This is a genomic window from Streptomyces sp. NPDC047061, from assembly GCF_040643955.1.
Taxonomy (GTDB): domain Bacteria; phylum Actinomycetota; class Actinomycetes; order Streptomycetales; family Streptomycetaceae; genus Streptomyces.
In genome coordinates this window covers 297874-311880 of sequence record NZ_JBEYVI010000005.1, presented here as the reverse complement: position 1 = coordinate 311880, position 14007 = coordinate 297874, and the positions used below count along the sequence as shown (strand labels likewise).

13 protein-coding genes and 1 pseudogene are annotated in these 14007 nt (G+C 72.7%); 11 read left to right on the top strand and 3 right to left on the bottom strand.

Annotated elements, in window-relative coordinates; genetic code table 11:
- Positions 1 to 161: 161 nt before the first annotated feature.
- The 9 genes from ABZ887_RS11895 to ABZ887_RS11855 all read left to right on the top strand — a co-directional run bounded on the left by ABZ887_RS11895 (position 162) and on the right by ABZ887_RS11855 (position 9706).
- A complete protein-coding gene (locus ABZ887_RS11895; protein ID WP_361286493.1) occupies positions 162 to 1037 on the top strand; it encodes an alpha/beta hydrolase in 876 nt (291 codons plus the stop codon).
- Positions 1038 to 1262: 225 nt separating this feature from the next.
- Positions 1263 to 2279, top strand: a complete 1017-nt coding sequence (locus ABZ887_RS11890; protein ID WP_361286490.1) for an alpha/beta hydrolase — start codon at positions 1263 to 1265, stop codon at positions 2277 to 2279.
- A 16-nt stretch (positions 2280 to 2295) separates the two neighbouring features.
- On the top strand, positions 2296 to 3486 hold the full coding sequence (locus tag ABZ887_RS11885) for an acyltransferase (protein WP_361286725.1): 1191 nt from the start codon (positions 2296 to 2298) through the stop codon (positions 3484 to 3486).
- Positions 3487 to 3496: 10 nt separating this feature from the next.
- Positions 3497 to 4888: a sensor histidine kinase gene (locus ABZ887_RS11880; protein WP_361286487.1), complete on the top strand. Its 1392-nt coding sequence runs from the start codon at positions 3497 to 3499 to the stop codon at positions 4886 to 4888.
- Entirely contained in the window at positions 4885 to 5571 is a 687-nt protein-coding gene (locus tag ABZ887_RS11875; protein WP_361286484.1) for a response regulator transcription factor, read from the top strand. The genes ABZ887_RS11880 and ABZ887_RS11875 overlap by 4 nt, the downstream gene beginning before the upstream one ends.
- Before the next feature lie 139 nt (positions 5572 to 5710).
- Positions 5711 to 7072, top strand: coding sequence for a histidine kinase (locus ABZ887_RS11870; RefSeq protein WP_361286481.1), 1362 nt, complete (start codon positions 5711 to 5713; stop codon positions 7070 to 7072).
- A complete protein-coding gene (locus ABZ887_RS11865; protein ID WP_361286478.1) occupies positions 7069 to 7734 on the top strand; it encodes a response regulator transcription factor in 666 nt (221 codons plus the stop codon). Before ABZ887_RS11870 ends, ABZ887_RS11865 begins: the two co-directional genes overlap by 4 nt.
- Positions 7735 to 7978: 244 nt before the next feature.
- A complete protein-coding gene (locus ABZ887_RS11860; protein ID WP_361286475.1) occupies positions 7979 to 8824 on the top strand; it encodes an MHYT domain-containing protein in 846 nt (281 codons plus the stop codon).
- A 75-nt stretch (positions 8825 to 8899) separates the two neighbouring features.
- Positions 8900 to 9706 carry a YHYH protein gene (locus tag ABZ887_RS11855; protein ID WP_361286472.1) on the top strand — a complete coding sequence of 269 codons (807 nt, stop codon included), beginning with the start codon at positions 8900 to 8902 and terminating at the stop codon, positions 9704 to 9706.
- A gap of 8 nt (positions 9707 to 9714) precedes the next feature.
- Here ABZ887_RS11855 and ABZ887_RS11850 read toward each other — a convergent pair.
- The 3 genes and pseudogenes from ABZ887_RS11850 to ABZ887_RS11840 form a co-directional block, all read right to left on the bottom strand.
- Positions 9715 to 9903, bottom strand: a pseudogene (locus ABZ887_RS11850) (ATP-binding protein); the annotation flags it as partial.
- A 136-nt stretch (positions 9904 to 10039) separates the two neighbouring features.
- Entirely contained in the window at positions 10040 to 11308 is a 1269-nt protein-coding gene (locus ABZ887_RS11845; protein WP_361286469.1) for an MFS transporter, read from the bottom strand.
- Between the two features lie 3 nt (positions 11309 to 11311).
- Positions 11312 to 12052 carry a GntR family transcriptional regulator gene (locus tag ABZ887_RS11840; RefSeq protein WP_361286466.1) on the bottom strand — a complete coding sequence of 247 codons (741 nt, stop codon included), beginning with the start codon at positions 12050 to 12052 and terminating at the stop codon, positions 11312 to 11314.
- Positions 12053 to 12234: 182 nt separating this feature from the next.
- Between ABZ887_RS11840 and ABZ887_RS11835 the strand changes: the two genes are divergently transcribed.
- Together ABZ887_RS11835 and ABZ887_RS11830 are read left to right on the top strand one after the other, a co-directional pair.
- The gene (locus ABZ887_RS11835) at positions 12235 to 12705 is read left to right on the top strand and encodes a ricin-type beta-trefoil lectin domain protein (protein ID WP_361286463.1); all 471 of its coding nucleotides are present in this window, start codon (positions 12235 to 12237) and stop codon (positions 12703 to 12705) included.
- A gap of 51 nt (positions 12706 to 12756) precedes the next feature.
- Positions 12757 to 13965: a cytochrome P450 gene (locus tag ABZ887_RS11830; protein WP_361286460.1), complete on the top strand. Its 1209-nt coding sequence runs from the start codon at positions 12757 to 12759 to the stop codon at positions 13963 to 13965.
- Positions 13966 to 14007: the final 42 nt, after the last annotated feature.

Here is a 14007-nt window from a genome sequence, read left to right as displayed (position 1 = left end):
GTGATCCCCGGGCAACGGCCGGGACGGTACAGAACCGAGCAATCCTCACCGTGCGTGACATCCACGTGTCCCCGCACGTCACCGGGCTGATACCGTCCCGGCCAACGGCCGATTTCCCCACCTGGTCCGCCAAAACCATTACGTCGCTGAGAGGTTGGAGCATGCCGGACGACGACGCAGCAGCCCGGGACGCCGCCGAGGAGGAGTCGGCCTTCTCGCACCCGCATGTCGCGCCCGACGTCACGGCCGCCTACGGCGACCACCCCGACCAGGTGATCGACTTCTACGGCCCGCGTACCGACGAGCCCCTGGTCCCGCTGGTCGTGGTCCTGCACGGCGGCGCGTGGCGCGCACCGTACGACCGCGGCCACATCACCCCGTTCGCCGACTACCTGGCCCGGCGCGGCTTCGCGGTGGCCAACGTCGAGTACCGGCGCGGTGCCGTGCTCCCCGCGCAGGGCGGTACGGCCCCGGTGGCGGGCCGCTGGCCGGACACCTTCGACGACGTGGCGGCGGCGCTGGACGCCCTGCCGGCCCTGGTCCGCGAGGCGGTGCCGCGGGCCGACCTGCGGCGCACGGTCCTCACCGGGCACTCGGCGGGCGGCCACCTGGCGCTGTGGGCGGCGGCACGGCACGTCCTCCCGGCGGACGCCGCGTGGCGCACCTCGGGCCCCGCGCCGCTGCGGGGTGTCGTGGCGCTGGCCCCGATCGCGGACTTCGCGATGGCCGAGAAGCTGGACGTCTGCGGCAACGCGGCGCTCCAACTCCTGGGCGGCGAGGAGAAGTTCACCGACCGTCAGCGCTATGCCGACCCGGCGCTGCTGCTCCCGACCGGTATCGCGACCACCCTGGTGCAGGGCCGCACGGACGTGGTCGTCCCGCAGGCGGTCGCCGAGTCCTACGCGGAGGCGGCGGCCAAGGCGGGCGAGGTGGTGGGCCTGACGCTGCTGGAGGAGGTCGGCCACTTCCCGCTCATCGACCCGGCGGCGGACGCCTGCGCGGTGGTGGCGGAGGAGATCGCCCAACTGGCCTGGTGAGCCCGGCCGGTCCGATGGCGGGGCGCCCCTGAGCCTTTGGACCCCTCTGAGCCTCCGGACCTCTGGGCCTCCGGACCCCTAAGTCTCCCTCCCTCACATACCCGTAGTACCTGAGAGCTACCTGCAAGGTGAGTTCTCAGGCGGGACGCGAGCGACACGGTCGGCTCCGTAATTTCCCGATCAGGCAAGCCCGACGGCCGGGCGGACTGAGCGGGGGGACCGACCATGACGGCGGTGACGGGGGAGCGGCGGAGGCAGGACCGGGCGCACTGGCGCGGGAGGTTGCGCCGCACGCTGCTCGCCGCCCTCCTCACCGTCGCCGTGGTCCTCCCCCTCTCCGCGGCCGCCCGGCCCCGGATCCCGGCCCCGCCCCCCGCCGCCCTCCCCGCCCGCCTCACCCCGGCCACCGTCGCCACCGCCTACGAGGCCAACCGCGAGAACGCCGCCGAGGCCGCCCGGATGGCCGCCGCCCACGGCGACACCTCCCGCGCCGCCGTCGACCGCGCCCTCGCGTCCCCGGCCCGGCGGCTCCTCCGCTTCGACGGCCGAGGCGGCGGCCAGGTCATCGAGGTCTTCGGCGACCTGACGCACGCGACCCGCATCGCCGTGCTCGTCCCCGGCTCGGACACCACTCTCGACACGTACGCCCGCTTCCGCGCCACGGCCGTGTCCCTGTACCGGCGCCTCACCCGGGAGGCACCCGGCGACACCCGCACCGCGGTCATGGCCTGGCTCGGCTACCGGACCCCCGCCACGATCAGCACCGCGGTCCTCACCCCGGGACGAGCCGGCCAAGCCGCCCCGCGGCTGCGCGAGTTCATCCGCGGACTCCGCACCCTCACCGCCCCCGGGCCCGCGTCCGTGGCGCTCCTCTGCCACTCCTACGGCACGGTGGTCTGCGCCCGCGCCGCCCCCACCCTCACCGGTCTCGGCGTCACCGACATCGCCCTGGTCGGCAGCCCCGGCACCGGCGTCGACTCGGCCGCGGACCTGCACACCTCCGCCCGCGTCTGGGCGGCCCGGGGAGCGGACGACTGGATAGCCGAGGTCCCGCACCTGCACGCCGGCCTCTTCGGCAAGACCGTCGGGTTCGGCACCGACCCCGTGTCCCCGGCCTTCGGCGCCCGTGTCTTCGCGGCGGGCCCCGGCGGCCACAGCGACTACTTCACCCCGGGCTCGGCCTCCCTGGCCAACCTCGCCCGGATCGTCCTCGGCGAGACAACGGAGGTCACCCGTGCGTAGGACGCCGACGCTCAGCCTGTCGAACCCCATAGGCCCCGTACGACACCTCGCGCGCCGCGTGGACGACGCCACGCCACCCGACCGCGACCGAGCCGTGGACGCCCTCCGGGCGTGTGCCGTCCTCGGTGTGGTCCTCGGCCACTGGCTGGTCACCGCGCTCGTGGCGGACGGCGGCACGCTGCACACCAGCAGCCCGCTCCAGCACCTGCCGTGGCTGGCCCCGATCTCCTGGGTGTTCCAGACCCTGGCCGTGTTCTTCCTGGTCGGCGGCCATGTCGCCGCCCGCGGTCACGCCTCGGCACAGGCCAGGGGCATCCCTTACCACCGCTGGCTGACGGCCCGTCTGTCCCGCCTCTTCACACCGGTGGCCGCGCTCCTCGTCCTCTGGACGATCGCGACCACCGCCCTGCTCCTCTCCGGCACCGACGTCACCACCGTCCACACCCTCGTCAAGCTCGCCCTGTCCCCGCTCTGGTTCCTCCTCGTCTTCGCGGCGCTGACGGCGGCGACCCCGCTCGTCGCCCGGCTCAACCCGCTGTGGCCGCTGGCCGTCGTCCTTCACGTGGACCTTCTCCGCTTCGGCTTCGGCGCCCCGGCCGGCCTCGGCTGGGTGAACCTGGCGGCGGGCTGGCTGGTGCCGTACACCCTGGGCGCCGCCTGGGCCCGCGGCGAACTGGACCGCCCGCGCGCGGGCTGGGTCCTGCTCCTCGGCGGTACGGCGGCGACGGCCGGCCTCGTCGCGTGGGCGGGCTACCCGGCGTCGATGGTCGGCGTCCCCGGCTCGGCCGTCTCCAACCTCGACCCGCCCACCCTGGCGGCCGTCACCTTCGGCCTGGCGCAGTGCGGCCTCGCCCTGCTCCTGCGCGAGCGGCTGCGTCGTGCGATGCGCCGCCCGCTCGCCTGGGCGGCGGTGGCGCTCGTCAACCTCTCCGCGATGACGATCTTCCTCTGGCACCAGACGGCCCTGATGGCGACCACGGCCACCGGCCTGCTGCTCGGCCGCCTTCCCGGCCTCCACACACCCCCCGACGGCCTCACCTGGGTCGCGGCCCGCCTGCTCTGGCTGCCGGCCTTCGCCCTGACGCTCGCCGTCTGCTGGGCGGCGTTCCACACCTACGAGCGCGGCCGCCCCCGGATCCGCCCGCGCGTGGTCCGGACCCGCCCCTCGTCCGATCGGGCTGCACCGGCGGGAGCCCGCCGTGTCTAGGCTGATCGCTGTGACGGAGACGGGGACCCGGCGGCCGGAGTGGATCGGGATCGACCGCGTACTGCGCTGGCTGCGGATACTCCGCGACGACCTGTGCACCGTCCGCCTCGACCCGCTGCCCCCCTCCGTATGGCTGCGCTGGCTGCCGCACGGCGTGCTGTGCCTGGCGGCGTTCGGCATCACGCTCGGCGGCATCGCGCAGCTCTCGGACAACGGGTACCTGGGTCCCGGTCTCGCCTCTCTGCTCGGACTCGCCCCGGGCGGCGCCGTGGTCCTCGCGATGTGGCGGCCCGTCCCGGCATGGTGGCTGTCGACGGGGGCCATGCTGGTGGGCGCCCTCGCGCTGCACGGCCGGCTGGGCATGACTCCGGGGGTCTTCTTCACCTGGCCCTGGACCGTGGCCGGGATCATCGCGCACCTGCTGGTCCTGCTGCTGCTCACGCTGCGGGTCCGGGTCCGGGTGGCCGTCGAGGCCCTGGCCGTGACCGTGGTGGTCACCTGGCTCCTCGACGGCGTCTGGGGTGCGCCGCCGCACCAGTCCACCTCGGTGGTCACCGTCGTCCTGGCCGCGATCGTCGTGGTGCTCGGCACCGCGCTGCGGGGCCGCCGCGAGGCGCGGGCGGAACTCGGCCGCCAGGCCTCGCTCACCGAGGAGGAACGGGCCCGGCGCACCCTGCTGGAGGAACGCAGCAGGATCGCGCGCGAGCTGCACGACGTGGTCGCCCACCACATGTCGGTCATCTCCATCCAGGCGCAGGTCGCCCCGCACCTGGTGGAGAACCCGTCGGACGAGCTGCGTGAGAACCTCGACGGCATCCGGCACAACGCGCTGGAGGCGCTGACCGAACTGCGCAGGGTGCTGGGCGTCCTGCGCTCCGAGAGCGCCGACGAGGACGCGTCCGACGCCCCCGGTACCGGTCCGCACAGCCCGCAGCCCACCCTGGACCGGCTGGACACCCTGGTCGAGAACACCAGGGCGGCCGGTCTGACCGTCACCGCCCGGACCAACGGCGAGCGGCGGCCGATGCAGTCGGGCGTGGAGCTGTCGGCGTACCGGATCGTGCAGGAGGCGCTGAGCAATGTCCTGCGGCACGCGCCGGGGGCGACCGCGCATGTCGAGATCGAGTACATCCCCTACGGACTCCTGGTGTCCGTGGAGAACTCCCGGCCGACCCGGCCCGCGCCGCCGTCGCCGGGCGCCGGGCACGGACTGCTCGGCATGCGGGAGCGGGCCGCGATGCTCGGCGGGTCGGTGACGGCGGGCCACCGGCCGGACGGCGGCTACCGGGTCTTCGCGGAGCTCCCGGCCGCCGCCCCAGGCGTCCGCCTGGTGCCCGGCCCCGCCCCGGACCCCACCACCGGCACCACCCGTGCCCCCGACCCGAAGGACGACCACGTATGACGAGCAGCAACGGCAACCCCATCCGCGTGGTCATCGCCGACGACCAGCAGATGGTCCGGCAGGGTTTCACCGTGCTGCTGAACGCCCAGCCCGGCATCGAGGTGGTCGGCCAGGCGGTGGACGGTCTGGACGCGGTGGAAAAGGTCGCCGAACTCACCCCGGACGTCGTTCTCATGGACATCCGCATGCCCGAGCTGAACGGCATCGAGGCCACCCGCCGGATCACCGGCGAACGCCCGTACATCAGGGTGCTGGTGCTCACCACCTTCGACCTGGACGAGTACGTGTACGAGGCGTTGCGGGCGGGCGCGTCCGGGTTCCTGCTCAAGGACGCGTCCGCGGACAAGCTGGCGGAGGCGGTGCGGGTGGTCGCGGCCGGTGACGCGCTGCTCGCGCCCGGCGTCACCCGCCGGCTGATCGCCCAGTTCTCCCAGCTGGACGGGGGCGGGGTACGGGCCCCGCTGAAGGTGCGCGTCGGTGATCTGACCGAGCGCGAGACGGAGGTCCTCACCCTGATCGCGCAGGGCCTGTCGAACGCGGAGATCGCCGAGCGGCTGGTGGTCGCCGAGCAGACCGTGAAGACGCATGTGGGCCGCATCCTGGTGAAGCTGGGCCTCAGGGACCGCACCCAGGCCGCGGTGTTCGCCTACGAGTCCGGGCTGGTACGGCCCTCCGGCCGCTGACTGCCCTCCGCCCTCCGGCCGCTGACCGGCACCGGCTTCCCGCTGCTCCGCGACGTACCTGTAGTACCTGAGGAGGATGCCCGAGGACCCACCTCACTGGTGACGACGGCTACCCCCGCCTCCGCCTACGGTCGTGTACGTGACCGAGACGACCCACACCCAGCCGCTGCCGCCGGAGCAGCCGGACGGCGCGTTCGAACCGTACAAGCCGCGCAGCCCGGAGATCCGGGCGGCGCTGGACGCGCTGAGCAGGCTGCGCCAGGACCTGTTCCAGGACGCCTTCGCCTACCGGCCGTTGCCCCCGATGAGCATCGACCGCCCGTTCGTCCGCCGTCTCCCCGTCCGGTGGCGGGAGTACGCGGTCTGGACCCCGCATCTCGCGGTGGCCGCGGCCGCCGTGGTGGCGCTCCTCGCGACCGTCGCGGACCGCTCGGTGGGATCGGCCGGGACCCTGCTGGCCGGTCTGATCGTGGTGGCACCGGTGCTGCTCACGCTGGCGCGTCCGGTCGCCGCCTTCTGGCTGTCGCTCGTCGCGGGCTGGGCCGGCATGGTGCTGGGCGGATCCTGGAGCGACTGGCCGTGGACGATGGGCAGCTTCATCTCCCACCTGGTGGTGCTCACGGTCGTCGCGGTCCGCACCCGTCCGCGTACGGCGGCCTGGATGTGGGCGATCACCGCGTTCTACAGTTTCGCGGTCGTGTCGACCCTGGGCGGCGGCCACTACGGCAACGACGCCGGTTCGATGCTGGTGGTCTCCGCGATAGTCCTGCTGGCCGTCACCGTCCGGCAGATCCGCCGGGAGGCCGAGCAGACGGTGACCGCGCAGCAGACGCAGACGGCGCACGAGCGTTCGCGGCGGACGCTCCTGGAAGAGCGCACGACGATCGCCCGTGAACTGCACGACGTGGTGGCCCATCACATGTCGGTCGTCGCCATCCAGGCGGAGGCGGCCCCCTACCGGGTCGAGAACCCGCCGCCGGAGCTGGAGAAGGCGTTCGCCACGATCCGGGAGAACGCGGTGGCGGCGCTCACCGAACTGCGTCGGGTGCTGGGCGTGGTCCGGGCGGAGGACTACGAGGCGCCGGACGCCCCGCAGCCCACCCTCGCCGACCTGGACGCGCTGCTCGGCAATGTGCGGGAGGCGGGCCTGACCGTCGACAAGGGGGTGACCGGAGCGGTCCGCGAACTCCCGCAGGGCGTCGAGCTGTCGGCGTACCGGATCGTGCAGGAGGCGCTGAGCAACACCCTGCGGCATGCGCCGGGAGCGAGCGCCCGTGTCGAGATCGGGTACGTCATCGGCGGCCTGGGCCTGCGCGTCGTCAACGGCCCGGCGCCGCAGCCCGCCCTCATCAAGCCGTCCCCCGGCGCCGGTCACGGCATCACGGGCATGCGGGAGCGGGTCTCCATGCTGAACGGCGAGATGACGGCGGCCGCCACGGCCGAGGGAGGCTACGAGGTGACGGTGTTCCTGCCGGCCACCGCCGCCGGAGCCGACGCATGACCATCCGGGTGGTGATCGCGGACGACCAGATGATGGTGCGCGAGGGTTTCTCGGTCCTGCTGAACGCGATGCCGGACATCGAGGTCGTCGGCGAGGCGGTCAACGGCCGCGAGGCGGTGGACCGCGTCCGTGAACTCGCGCCCGACGTGGTCCTGATGGACATCCGCATGCCCGAGCTGAACGGCATCGAGGCGACCCGGGAGATCGTGGCCGCCGACACCACGTCCAAGGTCCTCGTCCTGACCACCTTCGACCTCGACGAGTACGTGTACCAGGCCCTGCGCGCCGGAGCCTCCGGCTTCCTCCTCAAGGACGCCTCGGCCCGCCAGCTCGCGGACGGGGTACGGGTGGTGGCCGGTGGGGAGGCCCTCCTGGCCCCCTCGGTCACCCGGCGGCTGATCACCGAGTTCTCGAAACTCTCCGACACCCCGCGCCTGATGCCCGCGGCCCACGCGGCCTACGGCGACCTCACCGACCGGGAGACGGAGGTCCTGGTCCTCATCGCCCAGGGCCTGTCCAACGCGGAGATGGCCGAACGCCTGGTGGTGGCCGAGTCGACCATCAAGACCCACGTCAGCCGCATCCTGGTGAAACTGGGGCTGCGCGACCGCACCCAGGCGGCGGTGTTCGCCTACGAGGCACGGCTGGTGACACCGGGGTAGGACGCCGGGGCGGCACAGGAAACGCACATGCCATGCGCACTGTCGATATTGCGATTCGATCGCAGGCGGTACGGGTGTGGACACAGCGTGCTGCAGTTGTGTTTGAATGGTGAAGAAATCAGCCACCTGGCTGGTTCCCTTCCTCCTCTTCCCGTTCTTCCCACTCCCGTTTCCCCGGCGGGAGCCGCAGCCGTCCCCTCTGCTCCCCACCCCGTCCCCGTTTCGCGTGAAGAAAGTTGCCGCGATGACCGCTGACGTGTCCGAGTTCCACTACGGCCTGGTCACCCCGATAGCCGCCTACCTGATGGCCTGTCTGGGTGCCGTGCTGGCCCTGCGCTGCACGACCCGTTCGATCGGCCGCAGGCACGGAGAGAAACGATTCGGCTGGCTCGCCCTCGGTGCGGTGTCCCTCGGCTGCGGCATCTGGACCATGCACTTCATCGCGATGATCGGCTTCAGCGTCGACGGCGCCCTGGTCAGCTACGACACCGGCCGGACGGTGCTGAGCCTCTTCGTCGCCATCGCGGTGGTCGCCGTCGGCGTCTTCCTGGTCGGCTACCGGGGCTCGGGCCCCGTCACCCTCGGCACCGCCGGAGTCCTCACCGGCCTCGGTGTGGCGGCGATGCACTACCTCGGCATGACCGCCATGAACACCGGCGGCAGCGTGCACTACGACACCACGGTCGTCGTCCTCTCCGTGGTGATCGCCGTGGTCGCCGCGACCGCCGCGCTCTGGGCGGCGGTGTCGATCAGCGCGGTCTGGGCGACGATCGGCGCCAGCCTGGTGATGGGCGCGGCCGTCTCGACCATGCACTACACCGGAATGGCCGCGGTGAGCGTCCACGTCGCCCAGGTGCAGACGGGCGGCCAGTCCTCGACGAGTCTGCTGGCCTTCCTCCTGCTCATGCTGGCCGGCCCGGTGGCGGCCCTGATCCTGGCCGCGGCGATCGTCATGTTCGACCCCGAGGTCGTGGGCGGCCAGCGCGACTGGGCCGACGCCGACACCCCCGCCGCCCCCGCCCCGATCCCCCAGCCCTGGCACCCCTCCGGCCACCAGCAGTCCCTGACGGACCGGCGTTACACGCCCTGACGGACGCGGGCTCGCGGGCTCACCCGAACGCGCGTACGTGTCGGCGAGGCATCGGCAGCCGGGCGTGGTGAGGTGATGCGGGCGGCGGGAACCGGGCCGGAAGGCCGGCCCGACCGCCCGTGGATCGACGCGCACGGTGTCATCGACGTACTCAAGCGCCCCTTCGTCTCGGGCACCATGCACTGGCACAAGGACCTGAAGGTGACGACGTCCGCCACCGGAAGGCGCTTCCAGGGCAACGGGCTCCCGGACCACTCCACCGGCCGCTTCCCCGTCCAGCAGGGCACGCCCGCCTACCCGTACTACGCGGAGATTCCCGCGCACGGGTACCCCAACGCGGCCGCGATCCCCATCGAGCCGTGGAACCTCGACGTCACCGTGCCACGCGATCCCTCCGTCCAGGCCCAGCCCACGTGCATCGACCAGCTGACGACCGGGATGGCGCTGGCGGGCGGCACCTTCCACCTGGAGGTGGCCACCGACGCGGAGGACCGGCCGGTCGATCCCAACGCGGCCCTGCCGCTGGACCGTTGCTGGGGCCATCCGTACGACACGCAGTACCACTACCACGGCCCCTCGCAGGCCTGTTTCGGCAGCAAGTCCTCGAGCGCGGCCACGAACACCGGTTCCCGCGCCCGGCACTCACCGCTCGTGGGATACGCCATCGACGGCTTCGGTGTCTTCGGCCCGCGCGGCGAGGACGGAAAGATCGTGAAGAACAGCGACCTGGACGTCTGCCACGGCCACACCCACGCGATCACGTGGGACGGCCGGAAGGTCGTCATGTACCACTACCACCTCAACGGAGAGTATCCGTACTCCGTCGGATGCTTCCGGGGAAAGCCGGTGACGGTCCCCGGGTCCGGGCACGGCTGGCACTAGGCGGCGCCTCACGCCGCGGCAAGCTCGCACCACACGTACTTGCCCCGGTTCCCGAACCGGGACAGCGGCTGCCGGCCCCACAGATCGGAGCAGGCCCGGACGAGGGCGAGCCCTCTGCCCCCGTCGGCCAAGGCCTCCGATCCGCCCGGGAAGACGGAGGGTTCGGGGTCCGCGTCCCACACACCGACCCGCAGCACCCTCTCCTTCCCCACCCCCGCCTTCGCCGCCCTCATCGAGCACCTCAAGGCCGGTGACCCCGGTCCGTGACTCGTGTGAGCCCGCACCCCCACCCTCCCGCCCCTCACCTCCTGATCAGTAACTGGAGGATGTGTTTCACCGGCGAGGCGTGCGATGCCCGGTGTGCGGGGCCTGCCGTGATACGGATCCTCCAATCACCCTCCCCGTGCCGATGTTCGGCAGGGCGCTGAGCGTCATGCCGGTCGCGCCGATCCACAGCGTGGTCGCCGGGCCGAACGCCGAGCCCGCGGCGCCGCCCAGGAGGCCGCCCAGGGGGATGCCGGCCCAGGAGACGAAGCGGGCGGTCGCGCTCATGCGGCCGAGGAGCCGGTCCGGGGTGAGGCTCTGCTGGAGGCTCGACTGGGCCACCACGCGGACGACCCCGCCCAGCGAGAGCGCCGCGAGCCCGGCCGCGGCCACCCACACGCTCCAGCCCGGCCGCGCCAGCGGCATCAGCGCGGTCGGCGGGCAAGTCACCAGCGGGGCGAGCCAGATGACCGTCCGTTGCCCGAGCCGCCGTGCCGCCCGGGCCGCCAGCAGCGCGCCCAGCAGCGCACCGCACCCCATCCCCGACAGGATCAGGCCGACGCCGAAGGGCGAGAGCCCGATCACCCGCTCCAGACAGACCAGCAGCATGGCCTGGTACAGGACCAGGAAGAGGTTGAACATCGCGTCCCCGAGGACGACGGCGCGCAGGGCCGGCTGACCGAGGACGAACCGCAGGCCGACACCGATGTCCCGGACCAGCCGCGGGAGTCGGCCTGCCGCCGGCCGCTCCTCCCGCCTGCGGATGCGGGTCGCGAGCAGACCCGACAGGGTCATCCCCAGCACACTCGCCAGCAGCGTCGCGGGGGCGCCGAACCCGCCGACCAGTGGTCCGGCCACCACCGGGCCGCCGATGCCGGTGACCGAGCGGACTGCCGAGAGCCGGGCGTTGCCCTCGACGAGACGGGCGCGGCCCACCAGGTGCGGCAGGTAGCTGACGTGGGCGACGTCGAAGAAGACGGTCAGTACGCCGTGGGTCAACGCGACGGCACAGAGCCACCGGAACGTGAGGCGGCCCGCCCACCAGGCCACCGGCACGGTGAGCAGGACCAGCGCCCGTGCGAGGTCGGCGGCGACCAGCACCGGCCGCTTCCGGGTCCGGTCCAGCCAGGCGCCCGCCGGCAGCCCCACGAGCAGCGAGCCCGCCGTCGTCAGCGCGGTCAGCAGCCCGACCTGGAACGCGGAGGCGCCCAGGGCCGTGATCGCGACCAGCGGCAGCGCCAGGAAGACGACACGGTCGCCGAGCTGACCGAGGGCGGTGGCGGCGAGGAGGCGGCGGAAGTCCGGGTCGCCCAGGAGACCGGGGGAACGGCGGCGCATCCGCTACCGGTCCACCGCGAACTCGTAGACGACCTCCCGGCGGGCGTCCGGAATGACGATGTCGGCGGTCTCCACCGGCCGTCCGCCGGTGTCGTAGATGGTCCGCTCGATCGCGAGCACCAGATCTCCGGCGGCTATCCCGAGCAGGTTCGCCTGGACCCGGGTGGCGCGGGCCGGGCGCGGCAGCTCGACCACCGTGTCGACGTCCACGCCGATGGACCGCATGCGCTCGACCACCCCGCGGCCCGCGAGCGGCCCCCGCTCCGGCAGGACGACCGGCGTGCCGTCCGTGAGGGCCAGCGGCTCCCAGGACTCGGAGAGCTGGACCGGCCGGCCGCCGGCGAGGAACTCGTAGTGCGTGCGGACGCAGAGATCACCGGGGGCGACGGCGAGCCGCCCGGCGATGTCCTCGGGGGCCGGGACCCGTACCTCGCTGTGCGCGTCCCAGGCACCCGCCCGGCCCCGCTCCGTCAGGGCGGCGAGCGAGCGTTCGCGGCGCCGGGAGCGGACCATCCGCAGCCGCTCGTGCGGCACCCGGACGTACGTCCCCGAGCCCGCCCGCCCTTCCAGGAACCCGTCGGCGATCAGCAGGTCCACCGCCCGCTGCACGACATTGCGTCCGACGCCGTACTCCTCGGCGAGCCGCGCCCGGGACGGCAGCCGGTCGCCGAGCCGCCACTCGCCCGCGGCGATCCGTGCGCGCAGTGCCTCGGCCGTGGCCAGGTAGGGCGCTTCCCGGGGCATCCGCGGCCCTCCACTCTGTCGTTGCGGACGGAGTCGGCAAGCTACTGCCCCCGCCGAAAGCTGCTGGAGCAGGAACACGCTCCGTGGCTCGTCCCGGGCCCGGTGAAACCGCTCCGCCAATCGGGTGAAGCCCCAGTTCACAGCCTGTTGGCGGAGCAGGCGCCCCCGCTACACAAAAGATCATGATCAAGCACCTGGAGCGCGGCCTGGCCGCCCTCGCGCTGACCGCTGTCCCCCTCGTCGCCACCGCCCTGCCCGTCCAGGCGGCGGTGGTGCCGCAGTACTTCCAGATCACCACGCACCTCAACGGCAAGTGCCTCGCCTCCAACGGCGACAACGTCGAGGTGCAGACCTGCAACGCCGGCACCGGCAACCAGCTCTGGTACTGGTCGGGCAAGAAGCTCGTCAACGGCGCCGAACAGCACTGTCTCGATGTGAAGAACGGAGAGGTCAACGCTGCCGCCCAGGTCGTCGGGGACTGCCACGGGCTGGCCAACCAGCGCTGGTACAAGGACGGCAACTGGCTGCGCACCGAGGTCGACAACCAGTGCCTGAGCATCCAGAACAGCGGTGACCCGAGCGAGCACGCGGGCATCAACCTCCGCAACTGCGGCCCGTACGCCTGGCAGTACTGGAACCTGCCCGCCGCCTGAGCACTGAGACACCCCTGGTCAGGAGGGGGACCGGCGGTCTAACGTCCGTCCATGGCAGCCTTCGACCCCTGGGACCCGGACTTCCTGGCCGACCCGTACCCCACCTACGCCGAGCTCCGCGCCCGGGGCCGGGTGCAGTACTTCGAGCCCACCGACCAGTGGCTGGTTCCACGGCACGCCGACGTCTCGGCGCTGCTGCGGGACCGGCGGCTGGGGCGGACGTACCAGCACCGGTTCACGCACGAGGACTTCGGGCGGACCGCGCCGGTCCCCGAGCACGAGCCGTTCCACACGCTCAACGACCACGGCATGCTCGACCTCGAACCGCCGGACCACACCCGCATCCGCCGCCTGGTGTCGAAGGCGTTCACCCCGCGCACGGTCGAGCGGCTCAAGCCGTACGTGGCCCGGCTCGCCGGAGAGCTCGTCGACGGGCTGGTGGCCGGCGGCGGCGGCGACCTGCTCACCGATGTCGCCGAGCCCCTCCCCGTCGCCGTCATCGCCGAGATGCTCGGCATCCCGGAGGCGGACCGCGCCCCGCTGCGCCCCTGGTCGGCGGACATCTGCGGGATGTACGAGCTGAGCCCGTCCGAGGACACGGCGGCGAAGGCGGTCCGGGCCTCCGTGGAGTTCTCCGACTACCTGCGGGAGCTGATCGCCGAGCGGCGCAAGGAGCCCGGCGACGACCTGATCTCCGGGCTCATCGCCGCGCACGACGAGGACGACGACCGCCTCACCGAGCAGGAGATGATCTCCACCGCCGTACTCCTGCTGAACGCCGGCCACGAGGCCACCGTCAACGCCACGGTCAACGGTTGGTACGCCCTCTTCCGCAACCCCGCCCAGCTCGCCGCCCTCCGTGCCGACCACTCCCTGATCCCCACCGCGATCGAGGAGCTGATGCGCTACGACACCCCGCTCCAGCTCTTCGAACGCTGGGTGCTGGACGAGATCGAGATCGACGGGACCACGATCCCGCGCGGCGCCGAGATCGCCATGCTCTTCGGCTCCGCCAACCACGACCCCGACGTCTTCGCGGCCCCCGACCGCCTCGACCTGACCCGCCGCGACAACCCGCACATCTCCTTCAGCGCCGGCATCCACTACTGCATCGGCGCACCGCTCGCCCGCATCGAACTGGCCGCCTCCATGACGGCCCTGCTGGAACGGGCACCGACCCTGACCCTGGCGGCGGAGCCGCAGCGGAAGCCGAACTTCGTGATCAGGGGGCTGGAAGGGTTGAGCGTCGGGTTGGGGTGACCACCCATTGTCATCCGTTCCGGTCGTCCGGTAGGCCTCTTT